Origin of the sequence: Neptuniibacter sp. (assembly GCF_024231755.1) — a bacterium.
Classification (GTDB): Bacteria; Pseudomonadota; Gammaproteobacteria; order Pseudomonadales; family Balneatricaceae; genus Neptuniibacter.
This window is the reverse complement of sequence record NZ_JAAEQH010000263.1, coordinates 1-17,965: the sequence shown is the minus strand read 5'-3', so window position 1 is coordinate 17,965 and position 17,965 is coordinate 1. Positions and strand designations below refer to the sequence as shown.

General features: G+C 47.5%; 19 protein-coding genes. 1 reads left to right on the top strand and 18 read right to left on the bottom strand.

Annotated features, from left to right (window positions below; translation table 11 throughout):
* From GY843_RS14585 to GY843_RS14570, 4 genes are all read right to left on the bottom strand, one after another.
* Positions 1-90, bottom strand: a 90-nt coding sequence (locus GY843_RS14585) for a YqiA/YcfP family alpha/beta fold hydrolase (protein WP_297310668.1), incomplete at its 3' end; no start/stop codon positions are given.
* A gap of 86 nt (positions 91-176) precedes the next feature.
* A complete protein-coding gene (locus tag GY843_RS14580) occupies positions 177-938 on the bottom strand; it encodes a metallophosphoesterase (RefSeq protein ID WP_297310667.1) in 762 nt (253 codons plus the stop codon).
* Positions 931-1,374, bottom strand: coding sequence for a DUF1249 domain-containing protein (locus GY843_RS14575; protein WP_297310666.1), 444 nt, complete (start codon positions 1,372-1,374; stop codon positions 931-933). The genes GY843_RS14580 and GY843_RS14575 overlap by 8 nt, the downstream gene beginning before the upstream one ends.
* 24 nt (positions 1,375-1,398) lie before the next feature.
* The gene (locus GY843_RS14570; RefSeq protein ID WP_297310665.1) at positions 1,399-2,025 is read right to left on the bottom strand and encodes an NUDIX domain-containing protein; all 627 of its coding nucleotides are present in this window, start codon (positions 2,023-2,025) and stop codon (positions 1,399-1,401) included.
* A 153-nt stretch (positions 2,026-2,178) separates the two neighbouring features.
* Here GY843_RS14570 and GY843_RS14565 point away from each other — a divergent pair, with 153 nt between their 5' ends.
* A complete protein-coding gene (locus tag GY843_RS14565; RefSeq protein WP_297310664.1) occupies positions 2,179-3,900 on the top strand; it encodes a SulP family inorganic anion transporter in 1,722 nt (573 codons plus the stop codon).
* Positions 3,901-3,920: 20 nt separating this feature from the next.
* On the opposite strand, the gene GY843_RS14560 is transcribed toward GY843_RS14565, so the two are convergent.
* The 14 genes from GY843_RS14560 to rpsP form a co-directional block, all read right to left on the bottom strand.
* Positions 3,921-5,732, bottom strand: a complete 1,812-nt coding sequence (locus GY843_RS14560; RefSeq protein WP_297310663.1) for an EAL domain-containing protein — start codon at positions 5,730-5,732, stop codon at positions 3,921-3,923.
* 95 nt (positions 5,733-5,827) lie between these two features.
* Positions 5,828-6,691, bottom strand: coding sequence for a deoxyribonuclease IV (nfo, locus tag GY843_RS14555; protein WP_297310662.1), 864 nt, complete (start codon positions 6,689-6,691; stop codon positions 5,828-5,830).
* Positions 6,688-6,870: a hypothetical protein gene (locus GY843_RS14550; protein ID WP_297310661.1), complete on the bottom strand. Its 183-nt coding sequence runs from the start codon at positions 6,868-6,870 to the stop codon at positions 6,688-6,690. Before GY843_RS14550 ends, nfo begins: the two co-directional genes overlap by 4 nt.
* A gap of 11 nt (positions 6,871-6,881) precedes the next feature.
* Positions 6,882-8,615 (bottom strand): single-stranded-DNA-specific exonuclease RecJ, encoded by a 1,734-nt coding sequence (gene recJ, locus GY843_RS14545; RefSeq protein WP_297310660.1) that lies wholly within the window; start codon positions 8,613-8,615, stop codon positions 6,882-6,884.
* Positions 8,612-9,418, bottom strand: coding sequence for a YdcF family protein (locus tag GY843_RS14540; RefSeq protein WP_297310659.1), 807 nt, complete (start codon positions 9,416-9,418; stop codon positions 8,612-8,614). Before GY843_RS14540 ends, recJ begins: the two co-directional genes overlap by 4 nt.
* A 100-nt stretch (positions 9,419-9,518) precedes the next feature.
* The gene (thrC, locus tag GY843_RS14535) at positions 9,519-10,913 is read right to left on the bottom strand and encodes a threonine synthase (protein WP_297310658.1); all 1,395 of its coding nucleotides are present in this window, start codon (positions 10,911-10,913) and stop codon (positions 9,519-9,521) included.
* A 10-nt stretch (positions 10,914-10,923) separates the two neighbouring features.
* Positions 10,924-12,225, bottom strand: coding sequence for a homoserine dehydrogenase (locus GY843_RS14530; RefSeq protein ID WP_297310657.1), 1,302 nt, complete (start codon positions 12,223-12,225; stop codon positions 10,924-10,926).
* Between the two features lie 207 nt (positions 12,226-12,432).
* Positions 12,433-13,170 carry a DsbC family protein gene (locus GY843_RS14525; protein ID WP_297310656.1) on the bottom strand — a complete coding sequence of 246 codons (738 nt, stop codon included), beginning with the start codon at positions 13,168-13,170 and terminating at the stop codon, positions 12,433-12,435.
* A gap of 152 nt (positions 13,171-13,322) precedes the next feature.
* Entirely contained in the window at positions 13,323-14,219 is an 897-nt protein-coding gene (gene xerD, locus GY843_RS14520; RefSeq protein WP_367183855.1) for a site-specific tyrosine recombinase XerD, read from the bottom strand.
* Positions 14,220-14,316: 97 nt separating this feature from the next.
* Positions 14,317-15,786, bottom strand: coding sequence for a hypothetical protein (locus GY843_RS14515; RefSeq protein ID WP_297310654.1), 1,470 nt, complete (start codon positions 15,784-15,786; stop codon positions 14,317-14,319).
* Positions 15,787-15,970: 184 nt separating this feature from the next.
* Positions 15,971-16,327 carry a 50S ribosomal protein L19 gene (gene rplS, locus GY843_RS14510; protein ID WP_297310653.1) on the bottom strand — a complete coding sequence of 119 codons (357 nt, stop codon included), beginning with the start codon at positions 16,325-16,327 and terminating at the stop codon, positions 15,971-15,973.
* 17 nt (positions 16,328-16,344) lie between these two features.
* A complete protein-coding gene (trmD, locus tag GY843_RS14505) occupies positions 16,345-17,094 on the bottom strand; it encodes a tRNA (guanosine(37)-N1)-methyltransferase TrmD (RefSeq protein WP_297310652.1) in 750 nt (249 codons plus the stop codon).
* A 3-nt stretch (positions 17,095-17,097) separates the two neighbouring features.
* The gene (rimM, locus tag GY843_RS14500; RefSeq protein WP_297310651.1) at positions 17,098-17,631 is read right to left on the bottom strand and encodes a ribosome maturation factor RimM; all 534 of its coding nucleotides are present in this window, start codon (positions 17,629-17,631) and stop codon (positions 17,098-17,100) included.
* Positions 17,632-17,661: 30 nt separating this feature from the next.
* Positions 17,662-17,910, bottom strand: coding sequence for a 30S ribosomal protein S16 (gene rpsP / locus GY843_RS14495; protein ID WP_297310650.1), 249 nt, complete (start codon positions 17,908-17,910; stop codon positions 17,662-17,664).
* Positions 17,911-17,965: the final 55 nt, after the last annotated feature.

Below are 17,965 nucleotides of genomic sequence, written 5' to 3'. Positions count from 1 at the left end.
TTCCTGCATATAACGCAAAAAAACCTGAGCCTTCATCGACTGTGGTGAACTGTTAAATCCGTGGACGTAAATAAATAGTGGTGTCGTCATTTTTTTCCTCTGCAGAGAAGTTACCGGAGGGGAGAAAAAGGCGCAATAGAGTGAGGGAGAAAAGGCGGCTCAAAGACTCAATCAGGCTAAAGCCTTGTTACTTGATAAACTACAGAACCGTCATCAAACAGTTCATAGGTAGCGAAAGCGGGACCTGCAAGTTCAGGATCGGTTTCAATCTCAGCATTATCTGTACAAGCCTTAAACTGAGCAGTTGTTGCAGGCACAGAAAACAGCGCAACATCACCACGCTGCAACTGCCAACTTTGATGCACATGACCAAACATTACAGCTCTGACCTGATCATAACCATCCACAATACTCCAGAACTGATCAGCGTTACCCAGCATAATCTGGTCCTGCCAAATACTCTCCACACTTACAGGGTGGTGATGGAGGACAATCAATACATGTTGATCCGGGGAAGTTTCCTCAAGCTCAGTAGCAAGGAATAGCAATTCCGGATCAGATAATGAGCCACCACCTTTTCCATCTGGCTCAGCCGTACTGTCCAACAGTAAAATGCGCCAGTTATCCTGTTCTATAACCTTCTGACCATAACCAAGATCTGCGAACTGATACATCTCACCCGTTAGATCATGATTTCCGGGTATCCAGTAGCTAGGGAAAGGGAGTTGCTGCAACTGATCAGAAAGGCGTTGATAAGCTGAAGAAGAATGATGACTAAGGTCACCGGTCAACAGCAGAATATCAGCGTTTTGCTCTTTAACATGTCGCATCACCTGAAGAAAACGCTGTTCCGGATTAACCCCTTTCATTTCGGTTTCCGGAGTATCCTGCAGATGCATATCGCTGACCTGCAACAGTCTGACAACCGCTTCAGCCACTAAAAACCGGCTCCATAGTATGGCCATGAGAAAGACACTCACTCAACCATTCGCCCAGATATTCGTTCAACTGCAATTTTTCATCCGGCAGGTGCATATTACGGTTGGGGTAGGGATAAACACCTGACAGCTGCTTACGGCGTTGCATACAGATCACTTCAGCCATCGCTGCATCGTGATAAAGGCGAACAACCAAACCAGGGCTCTCCAGCCACGGAGAGCTTTTTTCATAGCTATGGCTGACCAACACAGTCGTCGTATATTTGAAGCGCTCATCAACCTGTAGACGCAGATAAGCAAGATGTTCAGGCCAACTGACCTGAAACTCTTTCTCATCACAACTGTCCAGATCCGGCAGCAGCTTCATAATACGGGCATAGTTAGCCTCGCATTGCGACATCTGCCGGGTCAGGTCGGGTATATATTTGCGCTTCATAATCTATCTACAAACCAATTTTCTCTAAACTTCTAACCAACGCTTATCCAGATCCTTCTGATTCAACTGCAACCACTGCAGAGCGATAATCGCCGGTGCATTATTAATTGTACCGGATTTCACCAGTTCAAATGCTTCTGCTGCTTCCAGTGTATGCACCCGGATATCCTCACCTTCATGAGGCAAGCCGTGAATACCCTCGACACCTTCTGAGTTAACCTGGGCACAGAGCAGATCGATGTACTCGCGGGTTCCTCCTGAACTGGGCACAAAGCGGGTGATATGCACAATCTCTCCCAGCTCAGCACCGGCTTCTTCTATCGACTCCCGTCGGGCCACATCGTCTGGAGTTTCTCCATCTTCAACGATGCCTGCTACCAGTTCTAGTAACCAGGGGCCTTCATCCTGATCAAAGGTACCCACCCGAAATTGTTCTACCAGCACCACGGCCTGTTTTTGTGGATCGTAAAGCAGTACACAGACCGCATCATCACGGTAAAACAGCTCTCTCTGGATGTTTATCATCTCTCCGGCAAAGGTTTTGTGGGAGAGATGCAGTTTCAACATCTTAAAGAAACCATCGTACAGGGTTTCTTTTTTATTGATCTTGAAATCTTTTTGACCATAAGTTGGCTGCCATTGTTCAGACATGCTCTTGATCCGCGTCATAGTTACTGGAAAAACCCACTATAACAACAGGTGGCGCGAAAACCCTCCCCGCATATATAATTGGTTAGAATATTTTTATGCCATATACTCATATAACTATTTTGAAATAGCGGGATACTTAAAGGACCGGAATAGATGCGCTCTCTTGTTGATATATTTCCTCTGCTTGGCTGGCTGAAATGCTACCAGCGTGAGACCTTTATCAACGACCTGATGGCCGGCATTATCGTTGCGATTATGTTGGTACCTCAGGGGATAGCTTATGCCCTTCTGGCTGGCCTGCCACCCGAATACGGTCTGTATTCCAGCATATTCCCCCTGTTGCTCTACTCGCTGCTTGGTAGTAGTCGCTCTCTAGCAGTAGGTCCAGTAGCCATCGTTTCCCTGATGGTAAGTACCGCGATCAGCCAAGTAGCCATAATGGGCAGCGAAGAATACATCAACGCAGCAGTCAATCTATCCCTTCTGGTCGGTGTTATCCTGCTATTTTTGCGCAGCCTACGCCTTGGGGCTGTGGTTAATTTTATCAGTCACTCGGTTCTATCCGGCTTTACCAGCGCTGCTGCCATCGTAATTGCTGTTAGCCAGATAAAACACCTGCTTGGACTGGAGCTACCCCGCACTATTGCCATCAACGAGAGTACCAATAATATTCTGGCTAACCTTGCTGAACTCAACCCAGCAACCCTGATTATCTCTGTGGGAGCATTTTTCTTGCTCTGGTATAGCAAGAGTAAACTCTGCTGCCAGCTGCAACGCCTTCAGTTTCCAGAATGGCTAGTGCAACCGATCTGCAAAGCGGGTCCAATGTTTGCGGTTATTTTTGGTACCAGCCTAGTCTGGTTATTAAGCCTTGACCAGAATAGCAACGTCGATACCGTTGGCATGATTCCGCAGGGCTTACCTTCACTACAAGGCATCCATGTGGATCTGGAGTTATGGCAGCAGCTATTCACCCCCGCACTGCTGATAGCACTTATCGGTTATATTGAAAGCGTATCCGTGGGTACAGCCCTGGCCAGCAAGCGCAAGGAACGCATCGACCCAAATAAAGAACTGATCGCTCTGGGAGTGGCCAATTTAGGCTCTGCATTCAGCGGTAGTTATCCCATAGCCGGTGGTTTTGGCCGCTCTATGGTTAACTTCAGCGCGGGAGCCCAAACCACGATTGCTTCAGCGATCACAGCAGTACTGGTTGCTATTACTCTGGTATTTTTTACGCCGCTGTTTTACTACCTGCCAACAGCTGCGTTGGGCGCGATTATCATTATGGCGGTAATCCCTCTGATTGATATCGCAGCATTCAGGCAGTGCTGGCGTTTTAATAAAGCTGACGCCCTGACCCTGGCCACCACCTTTGTCCTTGTTTTATTTATGGGTGTTGAGATTGGAATCCTATCAGGTATCGCGATGTCTATAGCCTTGCTTCTATACCGCTCCAGCCAACCTCATATCGCTGTTGTTGGCCGAGTCGGAGAAAGTGAGCATTTCCGCAACATAGACCGCCACGATGTTACTACGGAAAAATCCACACTCGCCCTTCGCATCGACGAAAGCCTGTACTTTGCCAACACTCGTTTTGTGGAAGAATTTATTCTGCAGCAATGCACCGAAAATCCTGAGATAAAACATGTGGTACTGATCTGCACTGCCGTGAATTTTATCGATGCCAGCGCGCTGGAGACACTGGAACAGCTGGTGCACAATCTGAGAGGAGAGGGGATAACACTACACCTTTCCGAGGTTAAAGGTCCGGTGATGGACCAGCTGAACAGCACACTTTTTCTGCAACAGATGGGGGATGGTAAGATATTCTTCACTACCGATCAGGCGATGAAAGAGCTTGCAGGAATTTAATTCCGTTAAACTTTGTTGTCTCAGGCTCGCCTCTGATTTTCCTTTTCGTCCCTAGACATACCATTACAGCGCCTACGAGAGATAAACAGCGAACTTAGCTGGCTCGCTTTCGCTTCTTTTTTCGCCATCGCTGCCAACTCAGCCACCTCATGATAACTGCCGCATCGGTAAGGGTCTGGATGAACGACACCAATTGCCAGCCCTAACAGTGGGAAAAACGATTGATTCCCCTTACGATCCGTTGCCCACAATCCTTCGTTCTGCAGATCCTTCGGGGAATAAAGGGTACGTACTTCCTGATCAAACTCACGTATGATTTTTTCACAGGAAAACAGCCAATCATGAGAACGGAAGATCACTACAAAATCGTCGCCACCAACATGACCGATAAAGTTTTTATCGTGCTTAGCATGGGTGGTCAGCAGCTCCCCCAGCAGACGAATCACCTGATCCCCTTTTGAGTAACCATAGCAATCGTTGAAGGGTTTAAAGTTATTCAGATCAAAATAGGCCACATGAAAATCAACTGTTTGGGTCAACAACCTTTCCAGCTCATTATTTATTGGCACATTACCGGGTAGCAGGGTTAGCGGATTAGCATATTGGGCATCCTGAATTTTGAGCTCAGTAAGGCGTTTTAGAAGATCTCGCAAGTTACCCATACCCAGATAACAGCCATCTTGAGTAATGATAATATCCTGCTGGAGTGCTTGCTGCTCTTGCTCTGTTACCAGATGCGAAACATCCACCAAACTCATACTGCTTTCTACCAGCAACACATCATCAGACAGTATTCGAGCCGCAGGTTTCTTCTCATACAGTGCCCTTCCGTACTGCGTAGAGAAGAGCTCTAACAGATCTTCTTTGCGTACCACTCCTACCGGTATCCCCTCTTTAATCACTGGCAACGCGACCATATCTGGGTGCGAGCGGAACAGATCACTAACGAAAAGGACAGTATCATCTGGAGAAATAGCCGGGGCCTGACGCAACAGGGACAACGCTGTTTCACCATTATCCAGATGCGCTGCAGGTTCAGACTTTAAATTGTCGATTAGCGAAAGCGGCTGCCATGTAGATTGAGGCTCCGGGTTGGGATAACCCAGGTAAAAACCCTGTCCGATAAAGATCCCCAATTCCATCAGCGTTTGCACCTCTTCCTGGCGCTCAATTCCTTCCGCAATCACTTTGCAACCCATTGCATTACTGATATTGAAGATAGCGCGGACAAACTCCCGCTTCACTGGGTCACTATCAATATGCGAGACAAAGTGGCGATCAACTTTCACATATTCAGGATTAAGCTCCGACCAGAGTTTAAGGCCTGAATATCCCGTACCCAGATCATCCACCGCAACCTGGAAACCCATATTGCGGTAATACTCAACGGCATTATTTGAAAGACCATGCTGATCAAAAGGATGCTGCTCTGAGATCTCAATCACGATATCGCTTATTGAGATCCCCAGTTCCTGCAGCAGTTCAGAGGTAAAGCCTTCCGTATGTTCGGGAGTGCCTAGAAGGGAGGCACTGATATTCAAAAAAAGTTTGCCTCCCGGCTTCAGTTCAGCAAACTTTTCCAGAGAACAGCGGCGACACAGCAGCTCCAATGTATGTAACAGATTGTTTTCGATCGCTGTCTGAAACAGAGCACCTGGAGAAGCCATTATGCTACCAGCGGGTCCACGAATCAGCGCTTCGTGACCGATTACTTCGTTCTTTTTCAGATCAACGATAGGCTGAAAATGGGGATAAAGAGATTCAGTTTCCAGAATCTCCAGCAGCATATTCCGGCGAGTTTCAGCACTCACCTCTTCTGACGCCAATAACATATTAACCCTGTAACACCTGTTTGAATCAGATACAGGTTAGTGCGGGGTTATTACATTTGAGTGAAAATGTTTAATTAGCCACTAAAAACTAAGGTTTATTCACCCAGTGAGAACTGACGCAACAATTGGATCTCATCAGCCCAGATAGTTTCATCGATAGTTTCCAGCACGAGGGGAATTCCGCGAAAGCGATCATCTTGCATAATAAAGCGAAATACCTCCAAGCCGATCTCCCCCTGCCCCAGGCTATGGTGGCGGTCTAACCGGGAATCCAAACCTCCCTTAGAGTCATTAAGGTGCATCCCTTTCAGATACTCAAAACCAACGATCTGCTCAAACTGTTCAAACACTTCAGCACAGCTTTCCTGAGTACGGATATCATATCCCGCTGCAAACATATGACAGGTATCGATACAAACACCCACCCGGCTTTTATCTTCTACCTGACTGATGATCTCCGCCAGCTGCTCGAAGCTATAACCTAGGTTACTCCCTTGCCCTGCAGTGTTTTCAATTACAGCAATCACCGATTCGGTTTGAGAGATTGCCCAATTCAGGGATTCTGCGATGGTCGCCAGACAGTCTGTTTCTGAAACTTTGCGCAGATGACTCCCCGGGTGAAAGTTGAGATAGACAAGTCCAAGCTGTTCACAACGTTGCATCTCATCCAGAAAGGCATCCCGTGATTTCTGCAGGGCATCAGGTTCTGGATGACCCAGGTTGATCAGGTAGGAATCATGGGGTAGCACTTGCTCCGGCTTAAAATTAAGCTCTGCACAGCGCTGCTTAAAATCAGAAATCACCTCTAAATCTAGAGGTTTAGCAACCCAGCGGCGCTGATTTTTAGTAAACAAAGCAAAGGCATTAGCGCCAATAGCATGTGCGTTTTGAGGTGCATTATGAACACCTCCGCTGGCACTAACATGAGCACCAACATAGTAAGGCAAAAGATCGCTCACAGCTTGCAGGCACCACCCAGACAATCATCAAACTGCATATTTTCCAGCTCCTCGCGATCAGCCTGTGCAGTTTTGAGACGTTGCAACATCTCGCCCTCTTCACCTGAGGATTCCTCAACACCCGCCTTATCGAAAACGGCAATCAATAGATTCAGCTCATCTAGCGTAAATTCGTTCATAACATCTCCAGTTAAATTGGTTGTAGATGGTCAACCAGCATCTGAACACTTTTCTGACCACGGAATTCGTTCACATCCAGGCGGTAAACCACCTGGACCCGGGTAATACTCTCGTCCGGCCAGCTATCCATATCCGCATTAAATTGGATCGCATCAATAGCCATGCCAGTCTCTGGCTCCATCAATACCATCTTCAGATGGCGCTGACCAACAACTCTCTGTTGCAGTAATGAGAACTCTCCCTCAAACAACGGCTCCGGGAACTGATGCCCCCAGGGGCCAGATTCACGCAGCAACTCAGCCACTTCGAGCGTCATATCTGCAGCCGTAAGGGAACCATCGGTTAATAGCTCTTGCTGTAGGTCTGCTTCAGAGAGCTGACGACTAACCTCTTCATCAAAAGCCCGCTGAAATAGCGGCAGATCAGTTTCACGGATTGTTAGTCCTGCAGCCATAGCATGGCCACCAAACTTTCTTAAAAGTTCTGGGTACTGAGCAGCAATGGCATCCAGACCATCCCGTACATGAAATCCTGAGATCGAACGGGCAGAACCTTTCAATTCACCAGCATCGCCCTGAGCGAAGGCAATCACCGGGCGATGCACTCGATCTTTGATACGTGACGCCAGAATACCTATCACTCCCTGATGCCATTCCGGCTCATACAGAGACAATCCATAAGGGATCTGTTCAGAATCAAGCTGCAACTTATTCAGTAGGTCAAGCGCCTGCTGCTGCATCTCCTGTTCAATCCCTTTACGCTCCTGATTAAGATCATTCAGGGTCGCAGCCAGCTCTTTAGCTCTTTGATCGCTTTCCGTGAGCAGACATTCGATACCTATAGACATATCTTCGAGGCGGCCCGCTGCATTAAGACGAGGAGCTATAGCAAAACCCAAATCGGCAGAGGTAATTTTGTGTTGCTGCCTGCCCGAGTATTCAATCAGGGCTTTCAAGCCCGGACGACAGTAGCCTGCTTTAATGCGCTGTAAACCCTGATAGACCAGAATCCGGTTGTTCTGCTCCAACGGCACAACATCAGCCACAGTCCCTAAAGCCACCAGATCCAAAAGGGACGCGAGATTAGGTTGCGGCAGACCGTTACTTTCAAACCAGCCTTTGGCCTGAAGAGCACGACGCAGAGCGATCATCACATAAAAGATCACCCCTACACCGCAGGTAGACTTAGCAGCAAATCCGCACTCTGGTTGATTCGGGTTAACAATGGCACAAGCCTCTGGTAGCTCAGAACCAGCCAGGTGATGATCAGTTACAATCACATCCAGATTCGCCAGATTAGCTGCCGTTACACCATCAATACTGGAGATACCATTATCCACAGTGATCAATAGATCCGGCGTTTGTTTCAAAGCTTCAACAACAATTTCCGGACTTAACCCATAGCCAAACTCAAAGCGGTTTGGCACCAGATAAGAGACTTCAGCAGCCCCCATCATACGTAGTGCTAGCACACCTAACGCGGTACTAGTCGCCCCATCACAGTCGAAATCGCCGACGATTAGAATCTTCTGCCTCTGCTCAAGCGCAACCACGAGACGATCAACAGCCTGATCTATACCACTCAAACCATTATCTGGCAGCAGCTCATTCAAGTTACGCCCTATTGCATTTAGGTCATGCACACCACGGGAAGCGTAGATACGAGCAAGGATAGGGTGAGATTGCTTGAACACCGGCAGCGAGGAGTCAGGAAGCTGCCGTTGCGAGATATTAACTTGTTTCATTCATTACCAATTTGATGGGAGGCAGGAGCCGGTATCAGCTCAGCTGTTTTTTCAGTCAGGTGATAAGCCAGCAGACCTATCCATTCACGGACACCCGTTTTCAGGTCTGCCATATTACGGGTAAAGTTTGGACGGAAACGATCCTCTCCCACTCGATAATCCACAGGATAAGGGATCAACTCCATGCCCTGTTCACGAAATACTCCAATGGAACGAGGCATATGGAATGCTGAAGTAACCAATAGCCACTTCCCTTCCAGGCCAGACAATTCCCCTATCAGCTCTCGAGTATAAATCGCATTCTGGAAAGTATTACGGGAGTCTCTTTCAATAATCATCCGACTCCCCAGGCCTTGCTGACTCAGCCATTGCTTGGCCACATCTCCGCCGCGATATCCAGGTCGTAATAAAGCGCCCGAACCACCAGTGAAAATAACTTTTGCTTGGGGATAACGCAGCATCAATTGTGGTACGACCATCAACCGCTCTGCACCCTGATTAAACTGCGCAGCGTTATGAATAGATGACAGCTCAGCATCTTCGCCACCACCCAGCACGACGACCCCAGCAATATTGTCCGGCAGGATAGCCACATGAAAGCGCGTTTCTAGTGGCCTTAACAGATAGTTACCCACGGGGAAAACACTAATGAGAAGAAGTGTAAGAACAGAGATCCAGACCAGAACAACACCGAATAAGCTGCGCCAAAGAAAAAACCCGAACAAAAGCATAAGCAGCAGAAAATGGTCAGGCTGTACAACAATCCAAAATACTTTTGAAAGGTAGAAAAACAGATCTGTCATACCTATCCCTGCGCCGCTTTCTTTTAGTTAATAAGGCGTTATAACAAAAAACCCGGCATTTATACGCCGGGTTTTCAGAGTATCACACTTAGAACAAAAATCACTCAGTATGTACGTGACTCGCAACAAACTGCTGCACAGTTGCCAGATCGTTATCCAGCACTTCCAGTTTTTCCTCACGCTCAAACAGATCTGTCATATGCGCTGGTAACTGCGGAGATTCCAGCCCCGCTTTAACAACAGGTTCCGGGAACTTAACCGGGTGGGCTGTAGACAGCGTGATCATCGGTACAGATGGATCACTGTTACATTCACGACCCGCTTTAACGCCGATAGCAGTATGTGGATCAAGCAAGTACTCAGTTTCATCGAATACCTGTTTAATAACATCACAAGTAGTCTCGTCATTCACCGCGTAGCTGTCGAACAGCTCACGTACTTTCTCCCAACGAGCAGGATCCAGCTCAACAGACTCTTTCGAGAAACGCGCCATCAGGTCGCTGATCTCTTCACCATTGCGACCGTATACATCAAACAGCATACGCTCAAAGTTGGAAGAAACCATGATATCCATGGATGGGGACAGAGTATGAACCAGTTCCCCTTTGGACATATCGTTACCAGAAATAACACGGTGCAGAATGTCGTTCTTGTTCGTCGCAACTACAAGCTGCTTAACCGGCAAGCCCATCTGCTTAGCTAAGTAACCGGCAAAGATATCGCCGAAGTTACCCGTTGGCACAGAGAAACTTACTTCACGGTGCGGACCGCCCACAGCCAGAGAAGCAGAGAAGTAGTAAACGATCTGAGCCATGATGCGCGCCCAGTTGATCGAGTTTACTGCGCCCAGCTTCATACCTTTCAGGAAGTCCTGATTAGCAAAGCTGTCTTTAACCATCTGCTGGCAATCGTCGAAGTTACCTTCCAGAGCGATGTTGAAAACATTCTCTTTGATGATGGTCGTCATCTGACGACGCTGTACTTCGGATACTCGGTTGTGTGGGTGCAGGATAAAGATATCCAGGTGCTTGCTGTGACAGCAGCCTTCAATAGCTGCAGACCCAGTATCACCGGAAGTTGCACCCATGATCACCAGATGTTCACCACGTTTTTGCAACGCGTAATCCATCAGACGGCCCAGCAGCTGCAGAGCAAAATCTTTAAATGCCAGAGTAGGGCCGTGGAACAGTTCCAGAACCCACTCATTTGTGCCCAGCTCTTTCAGAGGAGCTACCGCGATGTGATTGAAACCCGCATAGGTTTCATCGATCATCGTTTTCAGATCAGCGTCTTCAATGCAGTCATCTACAAACGGCTTGATCACATTATAAGCAAGCTCGTTATATGGCAGACCCGCCCAGGAAGCGATCTCTTCTTTGCTGAAAGCTGGTAGAGTTTCTGGCACATACAAACCACCATCACTCGCCAGACCTGCCAACAGGACCTCTTCAAAGTTCATCGCCGGAGCCTGACCCCGAGTAGAGATATATTTCACGGGTTACTCCTTAGCTTTTGAACTGTTCAACACGAATACGCGTTACGCTGCCATTGATCTCTTCCAGATCTTCGATCTGTGCAATAGCATCGTTAACTTTCTGCTCCAGAACAGTCTGAGTCAGGATAATAACTGGCACCTGCTCTTCAGAAGTTTCTTTCTGGATGATCGCTTCGATGTTGATATCCTGCGCACCTAGAATGCTAGTAACCTTCGCCAATACGCCAGGTTTTTCTTGCGCATTCATACGCAGGTAATAAGCAGACTCAGTCTGTTCAACCGGCAGAATCGGTGCATCAGATAGCTCAGAAGGCTGGAATGCCAGGTGCGGTACACGGTTGTCACGATCAGCTGTCAGCGTACGTACAACGTCAACAATATCAGCTACTACTGCAGATGCAGTCGGCTCAGCACCGGCACCCGCACCGTAATACATAGTCTGACCAACAGCGTCACCATCAACCAGGACTGCGTTCATCACACCATTTACGTTAGCGATCAGCGCAGACTGCGGAATCAAAGTCGGGTGAACGCGAAGCTCAACACCATTCTCTGTACGACGGCTGATACCCAGGTGCTTAATGCGGTAACCCAGCTCTTCAGCGTACTGTACATCTTCACGAGTAATCTGACTGATACCTTCAGTGAAAGCTTTCTCAAACTGAAGCGGTACACCAAATGCCAGAGATGCCAGAATAGTCAGCTTATGAGCCGCATCGATACCTTCAACATCAAACGTTGGGTCAGCTTCTGCATAACCCAGTTCCTGAGCTTCTTTCAGCACATCATCGAAATCACGACCTTTATCGCGCATCTCTGTCATGATGAAGTTGCCAGTACCGTTGATGATACCCGCCAGCCAGTTAATCTTGTTTGCAGACAGGCCTTCACGGATCGCTTTGATGATTGGAATACCACCAGCAACAGAAGCTTCAAACGCAACCATTACGTTCTTTTTCTGTGCCGCTTCAAAGATCTCATTACCGTGAACAGCAATTAGGGCTTTGTTAGCAGTAACGACATGTTTGCCGTTTTCGATCGCAGTCAGTACCAGCTCTTTAGCAACGTCATAACCACCGATCAGCTCAACAACCACGTCAACTTCTGGGTTCTTAGCAACCTCAAAAATATCATCGGTAATCTGGGAGCCTTTGGTATCACAATCTGGATTGGTATGACGCGCACCAATATGTTCTACGACAATCTTACGACCTGCTCGACGAGCAATCTCTTCGGCATTACGCTTCAGCACATTAAATGTGCCACCGCCCACTGTACCTAATCCACAGATACCAACTTTAACCGGTTTCAAACCTGAACCTCGCATGCTGTTGAACGTTTATTACGCCTGATATCGGCGTGTTGAAAAATCACACTTACATCTGGCAAAAATTAGTCGGCCATTATAGCTAAAACTTAGCGCCAGCTCTACGTAGTCAAACAAGTAGTACGAACAAGCAGCACAAACAATAAAAAAGGGAGCTTTTCAGCTCCCTTTTACAACCCCAAATGGCTCTTCTTACAGGCCAAGCATCTTACTTAAACGAGCTGCTGGCACATAACCAGGAACCAGAGATCCATCTTCAAAAACCATCGCTGGCGTACCCGTTACACCCACTGCCTGACCCAGCGCCAACTGTGACATCACTGGGCTATTGCAATCCGCCTTATCAAGATTCATACCCTGCTTAGCTTCAGTCATTGCTTCTCGTTTAGCTTCTGCGCCTTTAGCACACCAGATAGAAACCATAGTGTTATATGTCTTAGTCCCCTGACCATTACGCGGAAAAGCTAGATAATTCACCTGAATACCCATCTCATTCAGCTTTGGCACCTCATCGTGCAGTTTACGGCAGTACGGACAATCCACATCGGTAAAGATATTCACTGTCGCTTTCACTTCCCCTTCAGGCGCGAATACGACCATCTCTTTTTCAGAGACAGCATCAAGCTTTGCTTTACGTTGTTCTTTGGCTTTCTCTTCAGACAAATTCACAAAACCCGCCTGAGTTGTATAGCGATAGAGTTGACCGATTAAGAAATACTCACCCTTGCTGTCAGCATAGATCACTTCACCGCTGTTTAACTCGACCTCACTCATACCAGCTAATGGGGCTGGAGAGATAGATTTAACCTTAATACGAGGATCAACTTTATGCAGATTCTGTTTAATCAACTCTTCTGCATTATCAGCTGCTGATACAACTCCACTAAATCCTGCCATTACACACAACGCAGCCACCAAAAGCTTTTTCATTTTCTTCCTCGGTTTTTACAACAAAAGGTTTGTTCAACAAAAACTATATCTGTATGCCTCTGACCCACCATCCAGATACAAGTTCAACAGTAAATAAATAAAATCGACGAGTAAGATAACATATCTTTAGCTTACTCTGATGTGAACAACATTCATCCTCTCGGGTGATGTTGTTGATGCATTGACTGCAACCGATGCTGAGCCACATGGGTATAGATCTGGGTTGTGGAAAGGTCACTATGGCCCAACAACATCTGTACAACCCTCAGATCCGCCCCATGATTGAGGAGATGAGTAGCGAAAGCATGCCTGAGTACATGCGGTGAGATAGGCTTTTCAATTCCCGCAACCAAAGCATGGCGCTTTATCCGGTGCCAAAATGTCTGCCGTGTCATCTGCTGCGCGCGGCGACTGGGAAACAGCACATCCCCGACCTGCTCACCCATCAGCTGCGGACGTACATCCCGTAAGTACTGCAGCAACCAACCAATCGCTTCTTCACCCAAAGGCACAAGGCGCTCTTTGCCACCCTTACCCATCACCCTGATCACACCCTGATTTAGGTTGATTTCATGCAACTGCAGCCCAACGAGCTCACTTACCCGTAGGCCTGTTGCATATAGCACCTCAAGCATTGCACGATCTCTGAACTGCACTGGATCATTAAGCTCAGGAGCCTCCAGCAAATCAACCACATCCTGCTCTGTCAGGGTTTTAGGCAGGCTACGCCCTTTTTTCGGGCTTTCGATCAATAAAACCGGATCTTCTTTGATCAACTCTTCACGAATAAGATAACGGCAAAACCCTCTTAGACATGAGAGCATCCGTGAGGTTGAGCTGGCTTTTAACTTCTCTTTAAAACGCCATGAAAGATGCTGCTGCAATTCCTCACGCCGACAATCAATAAGAGCCACTCCCCGTTCATTTAACCAAGCAGCAAACTGAGTAAGGTCTCTACGATAAGAGGAAAGCGTATTTTCACTTAAACCCTTTTCCATCCAAACCGCATCCAGATAAGTTTCAATCAGACGCTGATCTGCTTCAAACACCTTTTTTACTGACAACTAACAGTCCTCATACTGCCTTCTAACATAACAACGCCCCGCAAAAGGCGAGGCGCTATAATGCTGGGAGGACAGTAAACAATCATTGATAAAAGAGCTCAGCCCTTTGGATCTTATCCATAGCAATAGGATAGGTGGCGGTACCACGCCCATCAACCAGGCGATGCTCGACAGTCACGACCGATGAAGTTACCGCAACCAGCGCACCTTCAACTTTTCGCCCGAAATAAGTATACAGAATTACCTGCTCGCCAATATGATTTGCAAGAATGGGGAGCTCAACTTGTATAAATCCTTTCTCAAGCTTTTGCTTTCTCTGGGAGGATTTGTACTTGCTAAGTTTTGCCAGCTGTTGCGATTCACTCTTCCCTTCACGCGCTGCATCAGTTCCGTCATCCCCAGCAGGAAGATCCAAGCTTTCTATTGCATCACTCTCATTTGCTTCAGCTGATGCATCATCCCCTTTAGCACCCACGGCGGAGTGAGCAGCCATAGCTTCATGCATGGATATAGCATTTGGATCAGGCATCTCCCACTCGATGCCTGAGATCAGAACAGGTTTACCGTTAAATTCCACATAAGGGCTCAGGGAATCGATCAAGTCGGTTGGCTTTTGCACCATCATCATATGCTGTGTACCAAACCCGTCCGGAATATCTACGCGAACATACATACTGCCACCCGGATCATTCACTGAATCAAAAGCAGTCAGAATTGGCTCAGGAATAGTCCAGCCTTCAGCGCTCAGACGTTGCGCTAACAAAGTACGGTAACGCTCGCGATACGCATCTACAGGCTCTTCATTCAACTTAGAGCAGAATCTGTTTCGACTATTATTGTAACCTCGGTCAAAGAAACGCATCTCCACACGCTTCAACTGCGGCTGGGCAAACATGGCAGTTTGCAGATTCAATTTATCACTGGAAACCTGAATATCCATCGACATGCTCATTCCCATCATCGACTGGGTGTCACTCTGCATATCGAAGTTAATCTGCTTATCGACCTTATCAAAAGAGTACTGTAGCGCCAGATCTCCACGCACTTTTCCGTAGCCCATTTTTCTCACATCAGCGATTGAGAAATACTTAAGATCACCACAGGCAAGGGTGTCATAACCCTGCCCCGCCTCACGCTGGGCACTCTCAGCCATACGCGCCCAATCCTGCATATAACCACTCGCCATATCCAGTGTCAGACCCTGCATATCCAGATTAAAAGATTCAGGAATTTCTCCCTTGTCCATCTTTTTCTGAAAATCCAGGAGATACCCCCAAGAAGGGGCTTTGATTTTTACGAGTTCCAGGTCAATTGAGCCTTCCATACCCACAGGCACAAAAGCTACATCCAGTAGACCTACTTCGGAGCCAAGCAGGTCGATATGTACATTTTGATAGGTCATATCCACGAAAGGGGACACTTGCTGCGCAAAGTCATCCGCAGCAGAGGAAACTTTCCACCAAATAAAGCCATAAGCTGCGGCAGCTAAGGCGATTGGCGTCAGAATAATCAGAAATATGGTCGCTATTTTTTTAATAACAGCCTGTGGCATAGATATGTTTCCTACCAGCAATACTCTTTCACATCAAAGCTTTGTGAATCTATACCTGCTTATTATGGTAGGCAATCCCGGAATCTGTCTATTTCTTTCTAGTGTTTAAGCACACATTCAGATCAAGAAGACACAAAAAAAGCGGCTAAAAGCCGCTTTTTCAATTCGATAAGATCCGCTGCGATTAACCCAGCTTCTCTTTGATACGTGCAGACTTACCTGAACGCTCACGCATGTAGTACAGTTTAGCCTGGCGCACGTCACCGCGACGCTTAACTTCAATGCTATCTACAGTTGAGCTGAAAGTCTGGAAAGTACGCTCAACGCCCACACCGTGGGAGATTTTACGTACAGTAAACGCAGAGTTTACACCGCGGTTACGCTTGCCCAGTACTACGCCTTCAAACGCCTGCAGACGTTCACGCTTACCTTCAACTACTTTTACCTGAACTACAACAGTATCACCTGGTGCAAATTCTGGTACTTCTTTATTCATCTGTTCAGCTTCAAGCTGCTGAATAATTAGGTTCTTGCCGCTCATCGGTCACTCCTAAACATTCAACCTTCGGACCCTTGGGTCTCCCGGATAAAATCAGTTAACAATGCCTTTTGCTCAGCGTCCAACTCAAGAGATTCAAGCAGGTCAGGCCGGCGTTGCCAGGTTCTTCCTAACTGCTGTTTCAGACGCCAACGTCTGATCTCTTTGTGGTTGCCGCTCAGCAACACATCAGGTACCTGCATATCATCGAGCTGTTCCGGTCGGGTATAGTGCGGACAATCCAGCAATCCATCGTGAAATGAATCTTCAGTAGCCGAATCCTGATGCCCCAGTACTCCGGGAACCAGACGGGAAACCGAATCAATCATGGTCATGGCTGGTAATTCACCACCACTGAGGACGAAATCCCCAAGCGACCACTCTTCATCAATTTCCGTTTCAATCAGGCGTTCATCAATACCTTCGTAACGCCCTGCTACCAAAATCAGCTTCTCACGAGAAGCTAGCTCCTGCACACCCGCATGATCCAGTCGGCGTCCCTGTGGCGAGAGATAGATCACTTTCACATCTCCACCTGCAGCCTGTTTTGCTGCATGGATAGCATCCCGCAGAGGCTGAACTTTCATCAGCATCCCAGGGCCACCACCATAGGGCCGGTCATCTACAGTTTTATGCTTATCATGCGCAAAGTCGCGTGGACTCCAGCACTGCATCTGTATCAGACCATTTTTAACTGCTCTTCCTGTAACCCCGTAGCAACTGATTGCTTCGAACATCTCAGGAAAGAGAGTTACCACACCGAACCACATGGTTCAGAACTCGGGGTCCCAATCGACCCGCATAGTACCTGTTTCCAGGTCAATTTCTTTAATCACCTGATCTGGAAGGTAAGGCAGTAAACGCTCTTGTTGATCGATACTGTCTTTTGTTGCCTTCACTACCAGCACATCATTTGAACCGGTTTCCATCAGGTGGCTCACCTTGCCCAACAACTGGTCAGACTCGGTGTAAACTAATAGGTTTTGCAACTGGCTCCAGTAATATTCACCCTCTTCCAATTCAGGAAGCAGGTTACTGTCAGCGATGATCTCATGTCCGCAATAACTGCGGGCAACATCACGATCATCTACGCCTGCCAATTTTGCGATCAGTCCTTTACCGTGGCGCTTGCTGGCTTCAACCTCAACGGTCTTCAATGAGCCATCAATCTTCAGTTGCCAGGGGGTATAGTTGAAGACGTTTTCCATCGGATCAGTGAAAGAGTAAATTTTTACCCAACCCTTAATCCCATAGACTGCAGTAATCTTGCCGAGAACCATGTTCCCTTTATTGGAATTACCGCTCATCTTGTTTCCTGATCAAAACCTACTAAAAAATTACTCAGCTGCTTTAGCTTCTTTAACCAGCTTCGCAACTCGGTCAGACAGCTGTGCGCCTTTACTCTGCCAGTATTCAATACGATCCAGAGCAACACGCAGACGCTCTTCCTGACCACGTGCAGTAGGATTGAAGAAACCCACACGCTCAATAAAACGGCTGTCACGCGCATTACGCGAGTCCGCTACTGAGATGTGATAGAAAGGACGCTTCTTAGCGCCACCACGAGACAAACGAATTATTACCATGCGTTAGACCCTTTTATTGAGTGGGTTTTAATATCGCCCACTGTTTGATTTACCA